The sequence below is a fragment of the Flavobacterium anseongense genome, from assembly GCF_021608185.1.
GTDB classification, from domain to species: Bacteria; Bacteroidota; Bacteroidia; order Flavobacteriales; family Flavobacteriaceae; genus Flavobacterium; species Flavobacterium anseongense.
The window spans coordinates 185,285-209,011 of sequence record NZ_JAKIHN010000003.1 but is presented as its reverse complement, the minus strand read 5'-3'; the positions used below and the strand labels follow the sequence as shown (position 1 = coordinate 209,011).

25 protein-coding genes and 2 tRNA genes are annotated in these 23,727 nt (G+C 35.5%); 16 read left to right on the top strand and 11 right to left on the bottom strand.

Going from position 1 to position 23,727, the window contains the following annotated elements; all coding sequences use genetic code 11:
• Positions 1-29: 29 nt before the first annotated feature.
• From L1S35_RS06035 to L1S35_RS06000, 8 genes are all read left to right on the top strand, one after another.
• On the top strand, positions 30-1,973 hold the full coding sequence (locus L1S35_RS06035; RefSeq protein WP_236397850.1) for a pectate lyase family protein: 1,944 nt from the start codon (positions 30-32) through the stop codon (positions 1,971-1,973).
• A 42-nt stretch (positions 1,974-2,015) separates the two neighbouring features.
• Entirely contained in the window at positions 2,016-3,896 is a 1,881-nt protein-coding gene (locus L1S35_RS06030) for a pectate lyase family protein (protein ID WP_236397848.1), read from the top strand.
• 144 nt (positions 3,897-4,040) lie between these two features.
• On the top strand, positions 4,041-4,358 hold the full coding sequence (trxA, locus tag L1S35_RS06025; RefSeq protein WP_236397846.1) for a thioredoxin: 318 nt from the start codon (positions 4,041-4,043) through the stop codon (positions 4,356-4,358).
• A 211-nt stretch (positions 4,359-4,569) separates the two neighbouring features.
• Complete coding sequence (locus tag L1S35_RS06020) at positions 4,570-5,496, top strand: DUF58 domain-containing protein (protein ID WP_236397843.1); 927 nt, start codon at positions 4,570-4,572, stop codon at positions 5,494-5,496.
• 85 nt (positions 5,497-5,581) lie between these two features.
• A tRNA-Asp gene (locus L1S35_RS06015) sits at positions 5,582-5,655 on the top strand.
• Positions 5,656-5,856: 201 nt separating this feature from the next.
• Positions 5,857-6,105 (top strand): GIY-YIG nuclease family protein, encoded by a 249-nt coding sequence (locus L1S35_RS06010; RefSeq protein WP_255700831.1) that lies wholly within the window; start codon positions 5,857-5,859, stop codon positions 6,103-6,105.
• 122 nt (positions 6,106-6,227) lie between these two features.
• Positions 6,228-6,599 carry a hypothetical protein gene (locus L1S35_RS06005; RefSeq protein WP_236397838.1) on the top strand — a complete coding sequence of 124 codons (372 nt, stop codon included), beginning with the start codon at positions 6,228-6,230 and terminating at the stop codon, positions 6,597-6,599.
• Positions 6,600-6,603: 4 nt separating this feature from the next.
• Entirely contained in the window at positions 6,604-7,080 is a 477-nt protein-coding gene (locus L1S35_RS06000; protein ID WP_236397835.1) for a hypothetical protein, read from the top strand.
• A gap of 58 nt (positions 7,081-7,138) precedes the next feature.
• Here the strand turns inward: L1S35_RS06000 and L1S35_RS05995 are convergent, their stop codons facing one another.
• Both L1S35_RS05995 and L1S35_RS05990 read right to left on the bottom strand, forming a co-directional pair.
• On the bottom strand, positions 7,139-8,266 hold the full coding sequence (locus tag L1S35_RS05995; RefSeq protein WP_236397832.1) for a glycosyltransferase family 2 protein: 1,128 nt from the start codon (positions 8,264-8,266) through the stop codon (positions 7,139-7,141).
• Between the two features lie 5 nt (positions 8,267-8,271).
• On the bottom strand, positions 8,272-9,219 hold the full coding sequence (locus tag L1S35_RS05990; protein WP_236397829.1) for a lysylphosphatidylglycerol synthase domain-containing protein: 948 nt from the start codon (positions 9,217-9,219) through the stop codon (positions 8,272-8,274).
• A 93-nt stretch (positions 9,220-9,312) separates the two neighbouring features.
• Between L1S35_RS05990 and ruvC the strand changes: the two genes are divergently transcribed.
• The 6 genes from ruvC to L1S35_RS05960 all read left to right on the top strand — a co-directional run bounded on the left by ruvC (position 9,313) and on the right by L1S35_RS05960 (position 12,990).
• Positions 9,313-9,867: a crossover junction endodeoxyribonuclease RuvC gene (gene ruvC / locus L1S35_RS05985; RefSeq protein ID WP_236397826.1), complete on the top strand. Its 555-nt coding sequence runs from the start codon at positions 9,313-9,315 to the stop codon at positions 9,865-9,867.
• 61 nt (positions 9,868-9,928) lie between these two features.
• Positions 9,929-11,056 carry a radical SAM family heme chaperone HemW gene (hemW, locus tag L1S35_RS05980; RefSeq protein ID WP_236397823.1) on the top strand — a complete coding sequence of 376 codons (1,128 nt, stop codon included), beginning with the start codon at positions 9,929-9,931 and terminating at the stop codon, positions 11,054-11,056.
• Between the two features lie 29 nt (positions 11,057-11,085).
• Positions 11,086-11,370 carry a GIY-YIG nuclease family protein gene (locus L1S35_RS05975; protein ID WP_236397821.1) on the top strand — a complete coding sequence of 95 codons (285 nt, stop codon included), beginning with the start codon at positions 11,086-11,088 and terminating at the stop codon, positions 11,368-11,370.
• A gap of 41 nt (positions 11,371-11,411) precedes the next feature.
• On the top strand, positions 11,412-12,164 hold the full coding sequence (locus L1S35_RS05970) for a cyclase family protein (protein WP_236397818.1): 753 nt from the start codon (positions 11,412-11,414) through the stop codon (positions 12,162-12,164).
• On the top strand, positions 12,161-12,559 hold the full coding sequence (locus L1S35_RS05965; RefSeq protein WP_236397816.1) for a GNAT family N-acetyltransferase: 399 nt from the start codon (positions 12,161-12,163) through the stop codon (positions 12,557-12,559). Before L1S35_RS05970 ends, L1S35_RS05965 begins: the two co-directional genes overlap by 4 nt.
• A gap of 65 nt (positions 12,560-12,624) precedes the next feature.
• Entirely contained in the window at positions 12,625-12,990 is a 366-nt protein-coding gene (locus tag L1S35_RS05960) for an MmcQ/YjbR family DNA-binding protein (protein ID WP_236397813.1), read from the top strand.
• A gap of 61 nt (positions 12,991-13,051) precedes the next feature.
• Here L1S35_RS05960 and L1S35_RS05955 read toward each other — a convergent pair whose 3' ends face one another.
• The 3 genes from L1S35_RS05955 to L1S35_RS05945 all read right to left on the bottom strand — a co-directional run bounded on the left by L1S35_RS05955 (position 13,052) and on the right by L1S35_RS05945 (position 16,119).
• Positions 13,052-14,152 carry a DUF4407 domain-containing protein gene (locus L1S35_RS05955; RefSeq protein WP_236397811.1) on the bottom strand — a complete coding sequence of 367 codons (1,101 nt, stop codon included), beginning with the start codon at positions 14,150-14,152 and terminating at the stop codon, positions 13,052-13,054.
• 104 nt (positions 14,153-14,256) lie between these two features.
• A complete protein-coding gene (locus L1S35_RS05950; RefSeq protein WP_236397808.1) occupies positions 14,257-14,673 on the bottom strand; it encodes a hypothetical protein in 417 nt (138 codons plus the stop codon).
• 57 nt (positions 14,674-14,730) lie between these two features.
• Positions 14,731-16,119, bottom strand: a complete 1,389-nt coding sequence (locus L1S35_RS05945; protein ID WP_236397805.1) for a dipeptidase — start codon at positions 16,117-16,119, stop codon at positions 14,731-14,733.
• 155 nt (positions 16,120-16,274) lie between these two features.
• Between L1S35_RS05945 and L1S35_RS05940 the strand changes: the two genes are divergently transcribed.
• Positions 16,275-16,356, top strand: a tRNA-Leu gene (locus L1S35_RS05940).
• A gap of 230 nt (positions 16,357-16,586) precedes the next feature.
• A complete protein-coding gene (locus tag L1S35_RS05935; RefSeq protein WP_236397802.1) occupies positions 16,587-17,351 on the top strand; it encodes a PilN family protein in 765 nt (254 codons plus the stop codon).
• A 29-nt stretch (positions 17,352-17,380) separates the two neighbouring features.
• Here L1S35_RS05935 and L1S35_RS05930 read toward each other — a convergent pair whose 3' ends face one another.
• The 6 genes from L1S35_RS05930 to L1S35_RS05905 form a co-directional block, all read right to left on the bottom strand.
• Complete coding sequence (locus L1S35_RS05930; protein ID WP_236397799.1) at positions 17,381-19,147, bottom strand: DUF885 domain-containing protein; 1,767 nt, start codon at positions 19,145-19,147, stop codon at positions 17,381-17,383.
• A gap of 67 nt (positions 19,148-19,214) precedes the next feature.
• Positions 19,215-19,577: a nuclear transport factor 2 family protein gene (locus tag L1S35_RS05925; protein WP_236397796.1), complete on the bottom strand. Its 363-nt coding sequence runs from the start codon at positions 19,575-19,577 to the stop codon at positions 19,215-19,217.
• A gap of 67 nt (positions 19,578-19,644) precedes the next feature.
• Positions 19,645-20,544, bottom strand: coding sequence for a pseudouridine synthase (locus tag L1S35_RS05920; protein ID WP_236397794.1), 900 nt, complete (start codon positions 20,542-20,544; stop codon positions 19,645-19,647).
• A 134-nt stretch (positions 20,545-20,678) separates the two neighbouring features.
• On the bottom strand, positions 20,679-21,599 hold the full coding sequence (locus L1S35_RS05915; protein ID WP_236397791.1) for a geranylgeranylglycerol-phosphate geranylgeranyltransferase: 921 nt from the start codon (positions 21,597-21,599) through the stop codon (positions 20,679-20,681).
• Positions 21,600-21,609: 10 nt separating this feature from the next.
• Positions 21,610-22,548: a mevalonate kinase family protein gene (locus tag L1S35_RS05910; RefSeq protein ID WP_236397788.1), complete on the bottom strand. Its 939-nt coding sequence runs from the start codon at positions 22,546-22,548 to the stop codon at positions 21,610-21,612.
• On the bottom strand, positions 22,545-23,639 hold the full coding sequence (locus L1S35_RS05905; RefSeq protein WP_236397787.1) for a diphosphomevalonate decarboxylase: 1,095 nt from the start codon (positions 23,637-23,639) through the stop codon (positions 22,545-22,547). Before L1S35_RS05905 ends, L1S35_RS05910 begins: the two co-directional genes overlap by 4 nt.
• Positions 23,640-23,727: the final 88 nt, after the last annotated feature.

The following is a 23,727-nucleotide window of genomic DNA, read 5'->3' as shown; positions in this document are numbered from 1 at the left end:
TAAAAATTTGAACTAAAATCTCTATAAAAATGAAGTCGATTAAAGTAGTATTAATTGGTTTTGTACTATCATTCTCAGTTTCAATGATTGCACAAGACGCTTGTTCTTCTATTGGTTGGGCAAATTATGATGGTCAAACTTATGTGGGTCCTCCAACTGGCGGTGGGAATGAAACTCCTATTGAAGTAACTACTTTTGCCGATTTAAAAACTGCAGCAGAATCTATAGGACCAAAAGTTATTTATATTGTGAATGATGTTGGTGCGGGCTATGTAGGTAATACAGGAGATGTCCTTTATATAAAGTCAGATAAAACAATAATTGGATATGGGGGTGTAACAGTTCGTTGTTCTTGGCAAATGAATGGTGTAAATAATATAATTATTCGGAATTTAACAATAACAGGACCTGGTAATACTAATGGAAACCAGAATTGGGATGCTGTTAATATTACTGGCTCTAAAAGAATTTGGGTAGATCATTGTAAAATTATGGATGGTGAGGATGGGAATTTTGATGTAGTTAGAGGCTCTGATAATGTTTCTGTTACTTGGTGTATATTTACTTATTCGGCTGCTGGAATTCATAATTTTTCTAATCTTATTGGATCGAGTGATACTGAGCCTGAAAGTTGGGGAAAACTGAATGTCACTTTTGCCAATTGCTGGTGGAAAGATGTTGATTCCCGTACACCTCGAACCAGATACGGAAAGATACATGTATTGAATTGTTATTATTCGAATTCTAGCGGTGCAAGAGCAGGATTTATGTCTAATGTCAGAGAAGAAGGTAGTTATTTTGAAGGGATAAACACTCCTGTTGACCTTATTACTCCGGGAGCGGAAGCTGGTATTTTTACAATAGGTTGTAGATTTGTTTCATGCACAGGAAATACAGGCGATGTAAGTGTTGGTGGATATACCGCATTCATCCCTCCTTATGCCTATACTATTAATCCCGTTGATGATGTAAAATCGTTAGTTACAAATTCAGAATGTGGAGCAGGACCAACGATGGATAATCCAACGCAATGCAGTTGTGCGACTTCTTTACCAGTTTCGGTAACGGGCATTTCTGTATCGCCAACTACCGGATCAATACGCGAAGGCGATACTATTCAATTAGCAGCATCGGTAAGTCCTTCAAATGCTACAAATACAGCAGTAACATGGTCTTCTGGTAATACTGCTATTGCTACAGTAAGTGCCACAGGTTTAGTTACCGGAATAGTTCCAGGTGTTGTTTCTATCACAGCAACCACAATGGATGGTGGACTTACAGCTAGCAGTACTATTACGGTTACTATTTTGTGTCCACATACAGAATATCAAGCCGAAGCCGGTACCATAAGTCCGGGAGGAACTATTGATAGCAATCATGTTGGGTATACAGGAACCGGATTTGTAAACACATCAAATGCTATTGGTGCATGGTGCGAAATTACCGTTAACGTACCTTCTGCAGGTTTATATGATTGTAGTTTTAGATACGGTAATGGGGCTGCAATAGACCGTACACAAAGTGTCGTTGTTAATGGAGTTACTCAAATAAATAACTTAAGCTTTCCCTATACCGGAGCATGGACAACTTGGGATAAATCAAATTTTAGTTTGAATTTAAACGCAGGAGATAATACCGTGAGATTTGTATCGCTAACCAGTTCCGGTGCAGCAAATTTAGATCGTCTGGATGTTTTTGACTGTACATTGTTAGGCACGGAAACTGTAAATCAGGCATTTAAATTTGATTTGTATCCTAATCCAATTACCAATTTACTAACTATTGAAATAGCTCCAGAATTTGTACAAGAATCAATAGTACAATTATATGATATAACCGGGAAATTAATATTGAAAAATAAGATTGAGGGAAGTATTCATACTTTGAATTTAAAAAATTTAAACGCTGGTGTATATTTAGTCAGCGTTACCAATGGTATTAACAATGTTGTGAAACGTATTATTAAACATTAGAAAGCAAAATACATAAGGGAACAATTATAAAATGAAGTTGATATGAAAAAAACAGTGCTGTTTTTAATTTTTACTGGAGTATTATCTATTCCGGGTTTAATAACTGCCCAGGTTAATTTTGATTTGGTTGGCTTTGCAACCCAAAACGGAGGAACTACCGGAGGACAAGCAGGTTCAGTAGTAAGTGTAAGCAATTATGCCGATTTAAAATCCTATGCTGAAAGCACTACGGCTTATACCATTATGGTTAACGGCACCATCTCAAACGGAGCAAATGGAGGGACAATTGTTGTAGGTTCCAATAAATCAATAATTGGTGTCGGAAATACGGCCTATTTGTTTGGTGTGGGTTTAGATATTAATAACCACAGTAATATTATTATTCAGAATTTAAAAATATCAATGACAGGAGTAACAACTCGAGTAGATACGCCCGGAGTTTATTCGGCTACCGGAGATAATGGATTACCTCAAATTTTGGTGAATGGAGGCGATTGTATCGGAATAAGAGGTGCAAGTACCAATATTTGGATTGACCACTGTGAATTATTTTCTATAGATCCGGATATTCAGCCTAATATAGACTTATATGATGGCTTGATTGATATTAAAGGACAGTCCGGTTTTATAACCGTTTCATGGTGTTATATGCATGATCATCATAAATCGAATTTGGTTGGTGCTAGTGAAACTGACCTATGGGCTGACAGAAAAATAACGTACCACCATAATTATTATAACAAAGTTCACTATCGTATTCCAATGTATAGAGGAGCGACAGGGCATTTTTTTAATAATTATGTAGTAGGAGCAGTTGATGCTTCCGAGATTAGAAATGGTAGTTGTGTTCGTGTTGAAAAAAATTATTATGAACCTTTGCACTATTCAATTTATACACCTAATGATTATCCTGGATTTACAGAAAGAATAGATAATATTGAAATAGCACGAACCGCAAGAGCATATCCGGGTAATTGTATTGCCACTATTCCTTATGATTATTCAACTGTCTTAACTAGTGTTACCGAAGACGTAAAAACTGTTGTACCTCTTTATGCAGGAGTTGGAAGAATTGGTAATGATTGTAATGGAGACAATATGGGAACAGCGTATCTTGATGCATGCGGAATATGTGTAGGAGGAAATACTGGTTTGCAACCTTGTGTCATAGATTGTAATGGTGTTCAGAATGGAACAGCTTTTATTGATGGTTGCAACATTTGCGTTGGAGGAAATACCGGAAATACAGCCTGTGATGCTGATTGTACCTGGACAGAATACCAAGCCGAAACAGGAACTATGATTGCAGGAGGAACTATTGATAGTAATAATGCCGGATTTACAGGAACCGGATTTGTAAATACACCAAACGCTGTTGGTGCATGGTACGAAATTGTCGTAAATGTTTCTACAGCAGGAGTACACAATCTTAAATTCCGTCATGCAAACGGTAGTGCCGTTGATCGCACAGTAAGTGTATTGGTTAACGGAAGTGAACAAATAAGCAGTTTGAGTTTTCCAAATACAGGGTCATTTACCACTTGGAATTCAGTTGTTTTTAGTTTAAGTCTAATAGAGGGAAATAACACGATTAGGTTTGTAGCTCTAACCAGTTCCGGAGCAGCAAATCTGGATCGACTTGATGTTTGTCAAAGCGCACCTCTTGGTTTTCCTGAAACAAATTTTGAAGCTTTTCGGGTATATCCTAACCCAGTTACCAATTTACTGACTATTGAATTAGGAAAAGAATTCACTACTAATACCTTTATTAGGTTATATGATATTTCAGGAAAATTGATCAGTACAAAAAAGGTAAAAGAAACTACGCAAACTCTGAACATGCAACATTTACAAGCCGGAGTTTACCTGGTTAAAGTTTCTAATGGTACAAAAAATGTTGTAAAACGCATTGTTAAAGAATAAGAGCCATAGTTGGACAAGTTCCCAAACTAAGTATCAGTTCTGACAATAATTTCATAATCAAAACTGATTTTTTTATAACATTCATGCCAAATAAAATGCCTAATTTTGGCATCAAATAATTACACTAATTTAAAAATATAAAATATGGCTTTAGCAATAACAGATGCTACTTTTGATGAAGTAGTATTAAAATCAAATAAACCGGTAGTAGTGGATTTTTGGGCAGCTTGGTGTGGTCCATGCAGAATGGTTGGACCGGTTATCGACGAAATCGCAACAGAATATGAAGGAAAGGCAACAGTAGGAAAAGTTGATGTTGATGCCAATCAGGAGTTCGCTGCAAAATACGGAGTTCGTAACATTCCAACGGTTTTAGTTTTCCAAAACGGAGAAGTAGTTGGACGTCAGGTTGGCGTTGCTCCAAAGAAAACCTACACAGATGCTATTGACGCACTTTTGTAATCAATAATCACACAATACTTTAAAAGCTCAACGAAAGTTGGGCTTTTTTTATTAGGAGCATCACATTTTCTTTCATAGGAAATGCACACCCGCTTTCCGCACTACACGGTAGTTTGCTCCAATCGGGGCTAAAATTCACATTTTGTATTTTTCATCATAAATATTTCCAAATTTTCAAATTTTAAAATTTCCAAATCCCTATATTTGGGTTATGAAGATCGAAGAACAAAAAGAACTAGTATCAGGCTTTAAACATCTCGAATTACTTGCAAATCAAGTTGTGGAAGGATTTATTTCAGGAATGCATAAAAGTCCGTTTCATGGTTTTTCTGCCGAATTTGCCGAACATAAAGTCTATAATTCCGGTGAAAGCACCAAGCATATCGACTGGAAATTATTCGCCAAAACCGACAGGTTGTACACCAAAAAATATGAAGAAGAAACCAATCTTCGTTGTCATTTGATTATTGATAATTCTTCGTCGATGCATTATCCAAAGCTAAAAAATGAGGAACCTTTTTATCATAACAAAATTGGTTTTTCAGTTTTAGCTTCAGCCGTTTTAATGAATTTATTAAAAAAACAACGCGATGCTGTTGGCTTAAGCGTCTATTCAGATACTTTTGAATATTATGCCCCGGAAAAAGGAAGCGATCGTCATCACCGCATGATTTTGAATAAACTGGAAGAGCTTTTAGAAAAGCCAAAAAATTCTAAAAGCACTGATACAGTTACCTTTTTGCATCAAATTGCTGAAAAAATTCATCGCCGTTCGATGATTATATTGTTTACCGATATGTTTCAAACAGGTAATAATGAGGCGCTTTTCAATGCTTTACAGCATTTGAAACACAACAAACACAAAGTCGTTGTTTTTCATGTTATCGATAAAAAAACCGAAATCAATTTCAATTTTGATAACGCTCCGCGAAAGTTCATCGACTTAGAAACGGGAGAAACCATTAATATTTTTGCCGATAGTGTCAAAGATGCCTATGAAGAAAAGGTGAATGATTACTTCAAAACATTGGCCATGACTTGCGCACAAAACAGAATTAAGTATGTTCCTGTGGCTGTGGAAGAAAGTTTCGAGAAGATTCTGACTACTTATTTGGTTGAAAAACAAATGTTTGGTTAGAATTGTTTTTTACACATTTTATTTTTTAAAAAAATAGTTGCAGATTTGAAAAACGATTGTATATTTGCAACCGCAATAACGCAGAGGTTTGGTAGTTCAGTTGGTTAGAATACATGCCTGTCACGCATGGGGTCGCGGGTTCGAGTCCCGTCCAGACCGCGAAATTGGGAAGAGCACTTTGGAAACAAAGTGCTTTTTTGCCCAAAAAAGCAAATGAAATGCATTCACAAATTTAGTGAGTCATTCAAAATTAGTTGTGTTGTTTGCTACGACTTTGTAACTCGTAGCGCGGTTTAGTAGTTAGACCAATGAAAAGCTTTCCACTTTATTGTGGATGGCTTTTTTGCTTTATATTGCACTATGTTTTATACTTATATCCTTTTTTCGAAATCTTTGAACATATATTACAAAGGATTTTCTATAAACATTGAAACACGATTAATTTACCATAATTCTGGTAAAAGCCCATATACTTCTAAAGCTAATGATTGGGAATTATTATATTATCTTAGCCATGAGACTAAGAGAGAAGCATTGATAGAAGAGAAAAGATTGAAGAAATTAAATAGAGCTTCAATAGAATATCTGATTTCAAAATTCAACAAGTAATGTAGCGCGGTTTAGTAGTCTCGTCATTCTGACGAGATGAAAAGCTTTCTCTCGTCTTATTGACGAGATGGATGGCTTTTTTGCTTTTAGGAACTTTCATTTTTTTTATTACTTTTGAGCATATGAAGAAAATAACCCAAATAGCCTTTTTTACTTTTTTACTTTTGGTTGCAACAAATAACGTAGTTGCACAGGAGAAAGCAACTAATGACCCAGATGCTCAACTCAAAGAAGACCTTTATAAGAAGTATAAAAAAGAAGTGCGATCCTATGATAAAAACGATTTTGACGCTTTGTTTTTCGAATTCTTTAAAAAGCAGAAAGACACTTCGTTGACACTTACTCAGGAAGAGTTTTATACCTATACAATCAAAATAGCCATCTATTCCGAAAAGCTTGGACTTTTGTATAAAGACCAAAAAGAAGATGCACAACGCACCAAAAAAGAGTGGTTTGATAAAAGTTATTCCGATTATTTAAATTCCAAAAAGTAAAAACTTGAAAAAACTTTTACCAATAGTAGCGTTGTTACTTCTTCAATCGTGTCAATACTTTGAAAAGAAAGTACCGAATGAAAAAGAGCTACTCGACAAGCAATTGAAGGAAATCAATTGGAACGAAGTGGATGAATATCCATCGGTGGCCGATTGTGAAAAACTAACAGATGCAACCCTACGCAAGCAATGTTTTTTCGAGTTTTTAACAGCAACCATTCAACAAAAACTGGCAGTTGATACACTATCAACTATGTTCCCAAAACTCGACACGATTGAAGTCAAAGTGACCGTTTTGCCTAATGCAGATATGGAATTCGAACCACAATTCCCAAAAGATTCGGTGGCCTACGACACCATAAAAATCGACAGCATTCTACGTGTCCGCTTAGTCGATTTTCCAAAAGTGAATCCGGCGATTAAAAGAGGAATTCCGGTAAAAACACAATTTGTGCTTCCGGTGATAATTAAATCGGAGTAAAATAATTAGGAGCTATTTCCCGCTTTCCGCGCTACATGGTAGCTTGCTGCAATCGGGGCTAGTTGGAAAACTTTCTTCCTTTCCATCTAAAGCTTCCAAACAACGAATAAATTCCAACCAAACTTGAAAAGAAAGGATAAATTACACTACTCGCTATCGGTACAAAAAACTTACCGTTTCTGAGATAAGAATTCGATTTATAAAGTAAAGTGTAATCAATAATATACTTCACGCCAAAAACAAAAAGAACTACTCTCCAGTCTATTTTGCCAACAACCAACAACCAACAACCAACAACCAAACTAAAGTTCATTAGCAAAACAACAACCGCCAAAAATTTAGCATAACTACTTTTATAACCAGTTGATTTTCCTGCCCAGCGAACACGCTGCATAAAGAGTTTGAACAAATCGTTTTCTGGTCTGGTTTTTACAATCGAATCCGTGTTTTTTAAATAATGAACTTTATCAGGATTTGTATTGACCGCTTTTTGTAACAGGAATACATCATCGCCACTTGCGGTATCACTTATGCCTCCAAAGCCACCAATTTCATAGAAGAATTTCTTTGTGTACCCAAAGTTCGCTCCGTTGCACATAAAGGGTTTTCCAATACCAAAGCTTCCGATAGTTACACCTTGCAAACTCATCAAATCCAATTGCTGAAAATGGTGAAACCAATTGTTTTTAGCTTTGTACATTACGGTTCCAACAATCATTTCAGGATTGTTATTTTGGATGTAATTGTCAAATGTCAGCAGCCAATTTTTATTCAAAATACAATCAGCGTCAGTCGTAACAACCCAATCGTGTTTTGCAATAGGCATCGCCCGACCGATAGCGTCTTTTTTGGGCGAATAGGAAAGATGAAGGTTTTCCAATAATGTTGTATCCAAATGCTCGTATTTCATTCGCCATTGAATGCAAATGCGTTCCGAATTATCGGTTGAGAAATCATCGACCAGGATAATTTCAATCATTTTATGCGGATAATTCAAATTGGAAATCGATTCTAAAAGCGTTGGTAAATTTTTAGCTTCATTCCGAAAAGGAACAACAATAGTAAAAGCAGTTTTCGGAGTCAAATCGGTTACTTCAAAAGATTTCACTTTGTTGAATCCAAAAATTAATTGAACAATAAGAGCAACATAAATTAATAAAATCGCGCAAAAAAGAAGTGCTATCATAACTTTTAAATTTTGGAATTTGGAATTTTATTATTGGAATTTAAGCGAAAGCTCATTACATAATAACTTCCGATAACGACAGGCAACACCACATTTAAAAACCACATCAAAGTGGAAATAAAAATAACAATCCATTCGTTTATGTCCAATTTTCCGAAGAAAAAAACCGCCATGCTTCCTTTTACAGCAAAGTCCAGAAACTGAAAACTCGGCAATGACGAAGCCAAAAAATACACTGACGCTATGGTTGCCATCATCGTTAGATAAGGTAAATCTACATCAAAAGCGAGAAATAAAAAATAGTATTGGTGCGAAAAAACCAAATAACGGCAAAGTGCCAACAGATTGTTTTTAGTGTGAATTCGTTTCGGAATTTCGTTGATTTTGTGAAGGAGTTTTTCAATGGAATAGCCTTTAATCTTAATGGTTTTTGAGAGAAAAGAAGCAAGAAGCAAGAGAAAAGAAATTCCAATAATTGCAAATCCCCATTTCCAATAACCTAGAATAAATAATCCAATAGTTCCAAAAATCACAGTTAAAATCATTTGAACTCCATTACAGATAAGGTTTAGAAAAATAATTTTTTTGGTTTTCTTTTTGTCAAAATACAATGCTTTTCCGGCATACTCTCCGAGGCCATTTGGCGTAAAAATTCCGGCTGTCAATGCTCCGAGAACCTGCTTGGTCGATTCGCCAAGTGAAATGGGTTTTAAAAAAGAAACCAGATTTTGCCATTTTAAAATTTCAAGAAAGCGATTGGCAATGCTGAATGCAAGTAAAAATAGAATTCCCCAAACGCTTGCTTTTTCTTTGACTAAACTTGTGAATTTCTCCCAGTCGAGTTTGTCATTATTCGCTAATTGATCGTAAATGAAATAAAAAGCAGCAGTTACAATCAAAACTTTGATTAGAAAAACGATGAATTGCTTAGCTTTGTGTGGAATTGTAATCATTGTTGCAAAAGTAGTCAATTTGAAGATTTGAAGATTTGAAAATTTGAATTAAACGAACATCCACCAACTGACAACCGACAACTGACAACCAAAATGGCAAACGAACGCATCATATTAGGAATTGACCCGGGAACTACTATTATGGGTTTTGGGTTGATCAAAGTCGTTAATAAAAAAATGGAATTCATTCAGTTGAACGAATTGATTTTGAGCAAATATGATGATCATTATACCAAACTGAAAGTCATTTTCGAACGTACGATTGAACTGATTGAAACACATCATCCCGACGAAATTGCTATTGAAGCGCCATTTTTCGGAAAGAATGTACAATCTATGCTAAAACTCGGAAGAGCACAAGGCGTTGCCATGGCTGCGGGTTTGTCACGCCAAATTCCCATTACCGAATACGAACCAAAGAAAATTAAAATGGCCATCACTGGCAATGGAAATGCAAGCAAAGAGCAAGTTGCCAAAATGCTCCAACAACTTTTAGGATTAAAGGAATTACCCAAAAATCTGGATTCAACAGATGGTTTGGCAGCAGCGGTTTGTCATTTTTTCAATTCAGGGAAAGTTACCGGAACAAAAAGTTACACCGGCTGGGATGCGTTTGTAAAACAGAATGAAGAACGAATTAAAAAATAGTTTACAGTCACAGTCGCAGTTTTCAGTTCTGCCGACTGAGACTGAGACTGAAAACTAATATATGTCAGGCATCTACATCCATATTCCTTTCTGCAAACAAGCTTGCCATTACTGCGATTTTCATTTTTCGACTTCATTAAAGAAGAAAGATGAAATGGTTTTGGCTTTAACCAAAGAAATAGCATTGCGCAAAAATGAATTCAAAGATGAGGTTGTCGAAACGATTTACTTTGGCGGTGGAACGCCTTCGATATTGGAGATTCAAGATTTAAGATTGTTGATTGACTCGGTTTATCAAAACTATAAGGTTATTGAAAATCCCGAAATCACTGTTGAAGCCAATCCGGATGACTTAACGGAAACCCGAATAACCGAATTATCCAATAACCAAATTAACAGATTAAGCATCGGAATCCAGTCTTTTTTTGAAGATGATTTAAAGTTGATGAACCGCGCTCACAATTCGCAAGAAGCAAAGAAATGTTTAGAAATTGCTACACAATATTTTGATAATATTTCTATTGATTTGATTTATGGAGTGCCAAATATGTCAAACGAGAAATGGAGGCAAAATATAGAAATCGCTTTGTTCTTTAACGTGCCGCATATTTCGAGCTACGCTTTGACTGTTGAACCCCAAACAGCTTTGGATAAATTCATCAAAAAAGGAATTATTCCAATGCCTGATGATGAAGTAGCACAGGAACATTTTCATTTGCTGGTTGACAAATTGGAAGAAAACGGATTCATTCATTATGAACTGTCGAATTTTGGAAAGGAGAATTATTTTTCCAAAAACAACTCGAGTTATTGGTTGGGCAAAAAATATATCGGAATTGGTCCTTCGGCGCACAGTTATGACGGTGTTTCCAGAAGTTGGAATGTGTCGAATAATACGCAATACCTGAAATCAATTGCCGAAAATCAATTGCCATCAGAAACCGAAGTCTTAACCAAAACAGACCGTTATAACGAATATGTAATGACTGGTTTGCGAACTATTTGGGGCATTTCTTTAGACAGGATTGAGCGTGAATTTGGTAAAACTTATTTGGATTATCTAAACCAGCAAGCCGCCAAATATATTGAAGACCATTTGCTTTTTGTGGATGAAAATATTTTGCGAACAACTAAAAGTGGCAAGTTTTTAAGTGACGGAATTGCGTCCGACTTGTTTATGCTGAACTAGTTTCAGCATCTTTTGAATTAACAGCGATTATGATAAAAGGATTTACATATATTTTGACGAACAAGAATTTCACTGTCATTTATGTTGGAGCTACAAAAGATTTGAAATCTAGAATTGATTGTCATAGAAATGGTACTGGAGCAGTTTTTACCAAAAAGTATAATACTACAATTTTAATTTATTTTGAAGAGTTTGATGATTTTCATGATGCGTTTGCTAGAGAAAAACAATTTAAAAATTGGCACAATGAATGGAAATGGAATTTAGTAAAAGTTTCCAATCCAGAATTAAAAGATTTATATTTGGAGTTGTAAATGCATCTTAAGGATGAGATGCTGAAACAAGTTCAGCATAAATGAAAGCACTAATCAACAACACCTTCGAAATCGACTTGTCAAAACCTATTGATATTTCTATTCCGTTAACCAATACAGATGCCAATCCGATTGCATGGTATATTGAAAAACCTCAAATTGAACCGGTTCGTTTTGGTGACTGGATTGGACAAGTTTCTGAAGGAAGTTCGACTAATTTCAACAATATTTTCTTTAATCCACACGGACACGGAACGCACACCGAATGTCTCGGACACATTACACGCGAGTTTTACAGCATCAATCAATGCCTGAAACAGTTTTTCTTTACGGCAGAATTGATTTCTATTGAACCTGAAAGTATTGGAAACGATTTGGCAATTACCAAAAATCAAATCGAAAAAGCGTTGAAGGGTAAAACTCCTGAAGCTATCATCATCAGAACATTACCAAATTTAGAATCCAAAAAACATAAAAATTATTCGAATACGAATCCACCATACTTACTGGAAGAAGTAGCGACATTCATCCGCGAAAGCGGGATTAAGCATTTGCTGATTGATTTACCAAGTGTTGACAGGGAAGAAGATGAAGGAAGATTATTAGCGCACAAAGCCTTTTGGAATGTTAAAGATGTAAATAATCTCAATGCTGACGCTCGATTGGATTGTACAATTACAGAAATGATTTTTGTAGATGATGAAGTCAAAGACGGGAGTTATATTTTGAATTTGCAAATCGCTTCTTTTGAAAATGATGCTTCACCAAGTAAACCGATTTTGTACCAGATATGATTGTAGTTTCTACAGATAAAAGCAAACTAAATGTTCCGTTTATTCAAAACTTTTTGAAGGATATTTATTGGGCAGCAGGAAGAACAATTGATGAAGTGCAAACGACAATTGATGCTTCTTTTTGTTTCGGAATTTATTTGGATGATGAGCAAATTGGTTTTGCCAGAGTGGTTACCGATTATGTGGTTTTTGCCTATCTGATGGATGTTTTTATTGATGAAACCCATCGCGGAAAAGGCTACTCTTCTATTTTGATTGATGCCATGATGAAAGAACCTCAATTACAACAAGTCAAAATCTGGCGATTGGCAACTTCTGACGCTCATTTTTTATATGAGAAATTTGGATTTACACCATTGGCGCATCCTGAAAAGATGATGGAGAAAATTAAATAGTTTTCAGTTTTCAGTCGCAGTTGACAGCCACTGCGACTGAAAACTGTGACTAAAAACTAAAATACATGAACATTCAACAATTATATGAATTCTGCCTATCCAAAAAAGCAGTGACTGAACATTTTCCATTTGATGAAGATACGTTAGTGTTTAAAGTTGGAGGAAAAATGTTTTGCCTGACTTCGCTTAAAGAATGGGAAAAAGGAACTCCGGCTTTGAACCTCAAAGGAGAACCGGAAAATAATGCGGAACTTAGTGCGCAATATGAAGCGATAAATCCAGGATATCATATGAGTAAAATTCACTGGATAACAGTTGACTTTAACGGTGATGTTTCGGATAAGATGATTTCTCAACTAATCAATCAATCCTATGATTTGGTTTATAAAGGTTTGACTAAAAAGTTACGTGACGAAATAGAGAAAAGTTAAAAGGGATAAGGGACAAGGCAAAAGTCTTATCCCTTACTCCTTATCCCTAATCCCTTAATATTTACATGGATTTCTTCTGCTTCTCTACAAAACCATCCGCCTGAAGTTTAAGTAATTCGGTTGCGCCTTTCCTTTTGTAGTAGTATAGTTCTTTATCTTCCCGAATGTCGGCATAGACTTTATCATAAATCTCAGCATCGGTTTTCTTTTGCAATTCACTTTGATAGCGATTTTGTGATATTACATTTTTGATGCCCATTTCTAAATCTTCCTGCTTGAAATCGTATTCCCCTTTTGGCGATAATAATTTAGCTATGATTGGCGATGTTTCTATCGCTAAAAACAGCAGCATAATGAATAATGATGGAAGTAAAGGCAGTTTTCCTAAAGCATTAATTCGAGCCATTAAGCCATCAAAGCCATCAATGATAGGTTGGGTTTCTGTAACTTTTTTATCCAAATCTGTTTGCAACGTTTTGGCTCTAGCTTCTTTATCAGCAATGATTTTAGCGTTATTTATTTTCAATGAATCCAATTGTTTGACAGCCAAATCATGAGCGATTCTTTTCTCTTTATAAATTGGACCTTTTCCCATTTTCTTTGTTCCGGCTGAACCTTCTGCTTCAGTAATATAGGATTGATACAAGCTGGCGACTTCTTTTTCTTTTTTGGCAATGCCCGATTTTAAACTGTCCATTTCGGCTTTGTTTTTATCGACATCGGTTTTGAAATAATTGGCAACCTGATTTTTATTAGCAATCGCCATTTCGTTTTTCTGTTTCAATATAACAGTGCTGATTTCTTTCTCAAAAATTTTGATTTCCAATGGTTTTGAAATCACGATAGCAATAATAATTGCCAATACAATTCGCGGTGAAGCCTGAATTAATTCATCCAGAAAACTATCTCTTTTCTTGATGGTTGAAACAATAAATCGGTCGAGATTGAAAATTAAAAATCCCCAAACTATTCCGAATGCAATAGCAATATAGGGATTGTCAAAAACGGTGTAAAGAGCATAACTACTGGCAATAAATGCCATAACTGCTGTAAAGAAAACGGTGGCGCCAATGCCGGCATACTTATTTTGTTCGCCGTTGGAACAAGAGTTCACGATGTCACTATCGGCACCTGAACATAGGAGGAAAAAACGTTTTAACATGATGATTAATTTTGATTGATGATGATTATACAAATATAACGCCAAAAGTTGAAGTTTATTGTAAGGTGCTGTTTTTTAAATTCTAAAAACCGATTTTAGTAGTATTACATTTCGATTTCTGAAACCAATTCGCCTTTTTTGTAGTTTTTAATGCCAATGATTTTACCACTATCATCAAAAAAAATCCAATCGCCGGTCAGATACCAACGTGTACCATCGGATTCTTCCGAAATAACCGATTTTCCTATTGAATTTATACGTCCTTTATTGTCAAAGGTTTTGATATGGCAAATAGTATCCTGATATTTCTCAGTTTTAACAAGCTTGCGGTCTTCGTAATATTTCCAGGTTTTAATTTCAGTACTCTTTTTGTACCTTCCTTTTGATTTGTATAGAATTCCGTTGACAGTGTCTTTATATACCCATTTTCCCTCACGATGATGATTGATGGTTCTATTGGTTTTACACGAGGCAAAAACCAATGTCATTAGAAAAGAGATGAAAATCTTTTTGAAATCCAAAGATTATTTTTTTTTAAAAATAAAAAATCCGCTTATTTCTAAACGGATTCGTGTGTTTTATTTTGATAGTTCTACAAAATATTTATAAAATAATGGAATGGTTTCAATTCCTTTTAGGTAATTAAAAATTCCGAAATGCTCATTTGGTGAATGAATTGCATCCGAGTCCAAACCGAATCCCATTAAGATAGTTTTGCTTTTTAATTCTTTCTCAAACAACGCTACAATCGGAATACTTCCGCCGGAACGAACCGGAATAGCCGGAACGCCAAAAGTCTCCGTATAAGCTTTATTTGCTGCTTTGTATCCAATGCTGTCAATAGGCGTTACATAACCTTGTCCGCCATGATGTGGCGTAACTTTAACTTTAACCGATTTTGGTGCAAGACTCACAAAATGGTTGGAGAACAATTCAGTTACTTCTTCCCAATCCTGATTTGGAACCAAACGCATCGAAATTTTCGCATAAGCTTTGCTGGCAATTACAGTTTTGGCACCTTCACCAGTGTAACCACCCCAAATTCCGTTTACGTCTAAGGTTGGGCGAATAGAGTTTCTTTCATTGGTTACATAACCTGTTTCTCCGTATATGTCTTCAATATCCAATGCTTTTTTATAATTGTCTAAATTGAATGGAGCTTTTGCCATTTCGGCTCTTTCAGCAGCAGTCAATTCTTCCACTTTATCATAAAATCCCGGAATGGTAATATGATTGTTTTCATCGTGAAGTGAAGCAATCATTTTGGTCAACACATTAATCGGATTGGCTACTGCGCCACCATATAATCCGGAATGTAAATCGCGATTTGGACCGGTAACTTCTACTTCAACATAACTCAAACCACGCAAACCTGTAGTAATACTTGGCTGTTGGTTAGATATCATTCCGGTATCCGAAATTAAAATTACATCACAGCTTAATTTTTCCTGATTTCTTTCTACAAACCAACTCAGACTTTTCGACCCAACTTCTTCTTCACCTTCAATCATAAATTTTACGTTGCAAGGCAAACAATTGTTAGCTATCATATATTCAAAGGCTTTCACATGCATATACATCTGACCCTTATCATCGCAGGAACCACGAGCAAAAATGGCACCTTCAGGATGAATTTCGGTAACTTTAATTACAGGTTCAAATGGAGGTGATGTCCACAAATCCATCGGATCTGGTGGCTGTACATCATAATGTCCGTAAACTAAAACGGTTGGTAGGTTTTTGTCGATGATATGTTCACCAAAAACAATTGGATAGCCGGGAGTTTCGCAAATTTCAACATGCTTGCAACCTGCTTTTTCAAGCGAAGCTTTTACCGCTTCGGCAGTAGCTATGACATCATGAGCATAAGCGCTATCGGCACTTACAGAAGGAATTTTTAATAATTCGATTAATTCATTGATAAAACGTTCTTTATTTTGCTGAACGTAGTTTTTTATGTTGTCCATTGTAGTTGTTAATTAATACCGTCAAAGATACGAATAGAAATTCCAATATTTAAAATTCCAAATTCCAAATTAAGGCAGCTAAATATGTTTTTTGGAATTTGGGATTTCAGTTTTGGTATTTACAAAGTAATGTCTATATTTGCACTCACAATTTTGCGGGTATGGTGAAATTGGTAGACATGCCAGACTTAGGATCTGGTGCCGCAAGGCGTGTAGGTTCGAGTCCTATTACCCGCACTTAAAAAGCCTCAACATTTTTGTTGAGGCTTTTTTAATATAGTCACAAGTCGCGAACCGTTATCCACAAAGAGGTTGCCTATCTGGGGAGTGTTGTTTTTTCTTAGGTTTTTTTGTTATTAATTGGTTAATAATATGTTTACACTTTATTGTTTTGGAGTGTTTTAATTTTTGTAAATTGATTTATTTTTACAACATAAAAATCTTTTTGATTTAAATCTATAATCCTAATGAAAGGTAGAAAGCTTATGATAACCGCTATTTTAGCATTTTTCGGTTTTGTTTTATTAGCGTTTTCTGTATACTTACTTTATAAGAACACAAGCAATTCTATTGCCGCTCAAAAGCAGAAAGAACTAGATGAAGCTATCAAACAAATCGAGGTATTACATGCTGAAATTGTAGAGAAAGACAAAATTGTTGAAGAAGCAGAAGAAAGAACTAAAAGACTAGAGTCGAGTTCCTTTGGTCAGTCTTTTGGTCAAAACCTACCCATCATAGAAATAGTGGATAATGATTTGAGTGAAGGCAATTCCACAGGGAAAAACGGAAAAAAAGTCCACAAATTAATGTATCACCATCAGCTACGATTTTATTTATTAAACGTTGGAAAAAACTCCTTAAAGGATGTAATCTTCTCGATAAAAGATATTTATAACGACCCAAAAGAGAATGGTAAAAAAACCAAGTCCAGCGGAAAATATGATTATATGGGCCATTCTGTCGATGGCGATGAGATCGGAACTTACGAAAACATCGAGCTGCAGACACTTAATCTTAAATCAAAAAAGTTAATCTACACTAGTAATCTGCCTGGGAGTTTTGGAGTTGGAGACTACACTTATAATGTGGTTGTCGAATGGAATCAAGGTTTCTATCAAATGAAAATAAACATTGAAGAAATAGACGGTGTCCTCAAATACAAATATGATTTTTATGATGTATCCGGAAATCCGATAAATTATAAAAGTCTTGACCTGAATGTTAAAAACTAAAAAGTCCCGATGAATCGGGACTTTTTTAATTAGTTACTGGTTTCTATCCAACTGTTTATTTTCTTTTCCAAAAGTGCTAAAGGCAACACACCCGATTCCAATACTTTTTGATGGAAAACTTTGATGTCAAATTTATCTTTCATCTTGTCTTGCGCTTTTTTGCGTAATTCTAAAATTTTCAGCTGCCCCATTTTATAAGACAATGCTTGTCCCGGAATAGCCATATAACGCTCAATTTCTGCAATAATTGAGGCTTCGCTTTCGGCTTCGTTATCTAACGAATATTTGATTGCCTGCTCTCGTGTCCATCCTTTTGAATGTATTCCGGTATCAACAACTAATCTCACAGCTCTGTGCATTTCATTTCCTAACATTCCAAAGTATTGATACGGATCAGTATATAATCCCAATTCTTTTCCTAAACTTTCAGTATATAATGCCCAGCCTTCACCATAAGCACCAAACCAAGCAAACTTTCTGAAATCCGGTAATTCCTTATTTTCTTGTTGCAATGAAATCTGGAAGTGATGTCCCGGAATAGCTTCGTGCAGGAACAAATCTTCATCACCATAGAAATTGTATGTTTTTACATCCGGAATCGGCACGTAAAAAACACCTGGTCTAGAACCATCAGCTGAACCTTGATTGTATTCTGCACTTGCAGTTTTTTCTCTAAAAGCTTCTGTTCTTTTTATTTCGAAAGGACATTTTGGCTGCAGTGAAAACAATTTGTCAACATTAGGTTTGATGGTTTTATGAATTTTCTCGAAGTTAGCAATTACCTCTTCAGGTGTTTTGAACGACATCAATTCAGGCTTCGTTCTAACATGCTCAAAAAATTCATTTATAGTTCCTTTAAAACCAACTTGGTCTTTTACTTTTTCCATTTCGGCTTTTATTCTGGCTACTTCTTTTAAACCAAGTGCGTGAATTTCTTCCGGAGTTTTGGTTGTGGTTGTCCATTGTTTTGCATAGACTTTGTATAGCGCAGCGCCATTAGGTAAACTGCCAATTCCACTAGTGCTTCTTGAAGCCGGAAGGTATTCATCTTTCAAAAAAGCTGTAATTTTTTTGAATTGCGGTTCTAATTTTTCTTTGATAGTTGCAGCATATTCTTTTTTCAAAGCATCCTGTTGTTCAGGTGTAATTTCTTTTGGAAATGCTTTTAAAGCCGAATAAAAAAGATTGTCTTCCACATTTGGTGTCACCATACTTTCGAATTGTGGTATCACTTTAACGGTTAAAGATTTTGGCAAAACAATTCCTTTGTCAATTCCTTTTTTCATATAAACCATCGCTGAATCCATCCAAACCGAAAATAAATCCATTCTCTTTAAGAAGTTTTTATAATCTTTCTCCGTTTTAAAAGGCTGAGCACTTGAACCACTGGCAAATTGTCCTATGGTTAAGTTTGTTCCCCAAAATTGGTGAATAGGCATTAGATTGGTGTCATATTTTAATAAATCCTTCCCAATAGCAATTTCCCATTTGATGACATCATAACTGGTCTTTTCTTCAGCTGATAAAGCAGTGGTGTCAACAGTTGTCAACTCATTTTCGAATTTATCAAAAAATGCAGCTTGCTTTTTACGATACGAATCAGTCATTTCAAATACCAATTGGTCGTTGTATTCGTTTTGACCATTTTGTGTAGCACCAAGCGGATCTAATTCGTTTTTGCCATCAAAATAGGCATCGGTTATTGCTTTAAAATCTTGCTCTTTCTTTTCTGATTTGCAGTTTACTAAAAGCAATGAAAGGAAAATCATTACTGATATTGTGTTTAAGTTTTTCATGTTGAAGTAATTAGTTTGGTAAAACTATTGGTTTCTACCGAATTGTTTTGTTAATGAAATGATAAAATTAGCCGTGATAAACTCTCGAAGCTATGATTTTTCCGTCTTTGATTTCCAATACTTCAGCTACGAGCAAAGTGTCTTCATTGTCAATATTTCTAACGTATTCCATAAAGACTCTGTCCGTATTCGAAGTCAATGAAGTCACTTTATAATGCAAACTCGGCAATCGGTCAAAAGCATCTTTCCACCAGGTTCTAAGCGCTTCTTTTCCGGAAACCAAACCGTTAGTTTCGGGATGCCGGATTTTTAGTTTTGGACTAAAATGCTGCGCTTCGTCATCATATAATGATAATAATTTTTCAAGATTATGAGCATTAAATGCTTCAAACCAAAGCATAGCAATCGATAAGTTTTTTTCTGCTGACATAGTTTTGTTAAATGAAAAATCCTCCCGTAAAACGAGAGGATTTTCGTTTGGTTAAAAATATACTTTTCTAAACGTTTTTCAAATTGATAATTTCCTGTTCAGTAAGGAAACGCCAGTTGCCACGTGGCAAATTCTTTTTGGTCAAACCGGCAAAAGAAACACGGTCAATTTTTATCACATTGTATTTATAGCTTTCAAAAATAGCACGGACAACTTTTACGTTTGCCGTTCTCAATTTCAAACCAATTTCGGTTTTGGGTTCGTTTTCAACATAGGTGATTTCGTCAACATATAATTTGTGTCCGTCAAGCGTAACGCCGTTGGAGATTTTTTCCAAATCTTCGAACTTCAGATTTTTGTCTAAAGTAACCTGATAAATCTTTGTCGATTTTTGATTAGGCAGACTAAATTTTCTAATCATATCGGTATCATTGGTAAAAACTAACAAACCGGTGGTGTTTTTATCCATTCTCCCAATAGGCTGAATTTTGGCATTGGTTGCTGCTCGAACTAATTCCAATACATTTCTGTGATCGGCATCATCTTCGTTTGAAGTAGTAAAGTTTTTTGGCTTGTTCAACAAAATGTATTCTTTGCGCTCCGGAGTTAAAGTGGCACCGTCAAAGTTCACAACATCTCCGGGTTTTACTTTATAACCCATTTCGGTAATTACTTCGCCATTCACTTTCACATTGCCCGACTGAATATAAATATCAGCATCACGACGTGAGCACACACCTGAGTTAGCAATATACTTATTCAAACGAATATCGTCCGACTTTAATGGCTTTGCCACATTATTTTGTGCCGATTTTGGAGCTCTTTTTGGAGCAGCATCAGAAGTTGGCTTAGCCTTTTTTGGTCCCTGAGCGCGTTTCGGCATAGCAGGTTTTGGCTTATTCGAATTTGGTCGCGAACTGTTTGGTCGCGAGCTGTTTCGTTTGTTATTGCCTTCCTTATTATTCATAATTCTTTAATTTGCAGCAAAGATACGTATTTCAGATGCTTTTTTAGGAGCTATTTCCAGCTATCCACTATATCTTTTGTCTCGTTTTAGAAACGAGACAAAAGGATGCCGTTCCTATCTGGGCTGGAATAAAGCTAAAATCGAAGCAATCTTCTACCGTGAACCAAGACTTCAGGATTGATTAAAACAATACAAAAAACACCCGAAACGACTAGGAATTTGAGGATGTTGTGCAGTTTTAAATAATCGGGTTTGGAGTCAGATTTCCAGAGTTTTTGCAGAAAGAAAATCAAGATAATTAAACTAACATAAAAGTAAATATCCATATAACCAACTTCAAAAATTTCGACTAGGAAATAAATCGGAACTATGGTCAAAACGGTTAGCAGTGTTATTATTTTTTTTGCAGTGCTTTCGCCGAACATTACCGGAATAGTTTGATAATCGTTGGCAATATCACCTTTTATATTTTCCAAATCTTTTATTATTTCACGGATTAGCAGCAAAAGAAAAAGAAAAGAAGCATGTGCAAAAATTTGCGGATAGACGTTTTTGTAATAAAGTAAAATGGCGAAAAAAGGTAAAACGGCCAGAAAAGCCGAAGTCAAATTTCCGACAACCAGCATTTTTTTGAGTTTGTGAGAGTAAAACCAAATTAGAAATATGTAGGCTGAGAAAAATAAAACAGCGCGAATCGAAACTAAAAAGGATAACAGAAAAACAATAAAATTGACGGTAAAATAAACGTTAAGTTTTGTTTTCTGACTTACTAATCTATCAAGTTGCGATTTGTTAGGGCGATTGATTAAATCTTTCTCACTGTCGTAAAAATTATTGATGATATAACCCGAAGCAATCGTCAAACTGGAAACGATGACAATCATAAATAAATTAAAATCGAGGATAACATCGAGTGCGCGTTTTTTTTCAGGCGCTAAAATAAAAATGGCTGATAAATATTGAGCCAAAACAATAATGGCAATGTTGTAGCCACGAACTACCGAAAGCATACTGACAATTTTCAGCAGCAAATGTTTGGTTTTTCGGCTTAGCATTTTGAGAAAATTAAAACTGGTAAACCACTTCTAATTTATAATCTTTCAAGGATTTTTTTGCTTTTTCTAAGTCTTCAGTAAAACCTAAAATATAGCCACCACCACCAGAGCCACAAAGTTTTAAGTAGTAATCGTTAGTGTCTATTCCGTGTTGCCAAATTCCGTGAAAAGCTTCCGGAATCATAGGCTTAAAGTGATTCAAAACAACTTTAGACAATTGTTTGGTGTTTGCAAAAAGTGATTTCATATCGCCGCCAAGGAAATTTTCCACGCAGGCATCGGTATATTTCACGAATTGATTTTTAAGCATTTTACGAAAGCCTTCTTCTTTTAGGTTTTCCATGAAAATGTTTACCATCGGAGCTGTTTCGCCAACGATTCCTGAATCTAACAAAAACACAGCACCCTTTCCGGTTGTGCTTTGTGACGGAATTCCGGTAGCTTCGATATTATCTTTTGAATTAATAAGAATTGGAATACTCAAATAACTGTTTAATGGGTCAAGTCCGGAACTTTTCCCGTGAAAAAAGGATTCCATTTGAGAAAAAATAGCTTTGAGTTGCAACAACTTTTCTCTGGTAAGATTTTCTAAAACAGTGATTTTGTTGTTGGCATATTTGTCATAAATAGCAGCAACTAATGCACCGCTACTTCCAACTCCATAGCCTTGTGGAATGCTCGAATCGAAATACATGCCACGTTCAACATCGGCCTTTAAGGCATCTAAGTTGAAAGTTACTAATTCAGCTTGTTCGTTTTGAAGTTGCTCCAAATAAGTGACAAATCGTCTCAAACTTGCATTGGATTTAATAGCTTCCTGTGATGGATTCTCATCCACTTTCAAAGCGCCATTGTAAAAATTATAAGGAATAGATAAACCTTTTGAATCTTTTATAATTCCGTATTCTCCGAAGAGAAGAATTTTTGAGTAAAAAAGTGGTCCTTTCATATTTTAATTGCTCCTGTTCCAATTTCATCACAAATATAGTTACCATTTTGACAATAGCCAACTAATTCGGCTGCAATAAATTGCAATACTTCCTCTCTAACGTTTTCGGGATACAAAACATGGACATTTGCTCCTGCATCAAGCGTAAAACATATAGGAATATTCGTTTGATTTCTAAACTTCCAGATTTTATTGATAATTTCCAAAGTGTTTGGTTTCATCAAAATAAAGTACGGTAACGATGTCATCATCATCGCGTGTAATGTCAAGGCCTCGCTTTCTACTATTTCGATAAACGAATCTAAATTTCCGTTTACTAAAACAGTTTTTATGGCTGATAAATTGTGATGCGCTTGCGCGAAACGTTGCTCGGCAAATGGATGATTGTGCATCAAATCATGACCAACTGTTGACGAAACTTGTTTTTCACCTTTGTCAACCAACAAAATCGTATCCTGATAATTCTTGAAATTAGGATGTATATTTGATGGGAATTCGACGCCAAATAAATCAGAACTGCCATTAATTTCAGCATGATTTCCCCAAACAACAACACTTCCTTTTATGCTTCTACACGCACTTCCCGAACCCAATCGTGCGAGGAAAGAAGCTTTTTTGTAAAAGTATTCTTCGGTCATGTTTGGATTTAATGCTTTTTCCAAACTCATAATATTCATAGACAATGCCGCCATGCCTGATGCTGAAGAAGCAATGCCCGAACTGTGTGGAAATGTATTTTCGGTATCAATCGTAAAATGATAGTCTTTTAGAAAAGGGCAATAGATTTCAATACGCTCGAAAAACTTTTGAATCTTGGGTTTGAAATCTTCTTTGGGTTTGCCTTCAAATAATAAGTCAAATGAAAACCCATTATTTGTCACACTGAGCTTGTCGATGTGTTTGGCGAAAGCCAATTTGGTAATCGTTTTACAGTTATTCAAAGTAAAACTAATAGAAGGATTTGCCGGAATCTGATTTTCTTTTTTGCCCCAATATTTTACCAAAGCAATATTACTTGGTGCGCTCCATTGAAAACTTCCGTTTTCGATTGTAGATGAAAATGGTTTTGAAATAAAATCCTTTTCGGACATACGTTTGAAATTTAACTTCGTTCAGTTCGACCTAAAAAAGGTCTCGAGTGAGCAAAGATACTTTTTTTGTAAAAAGATTTACCAGTTT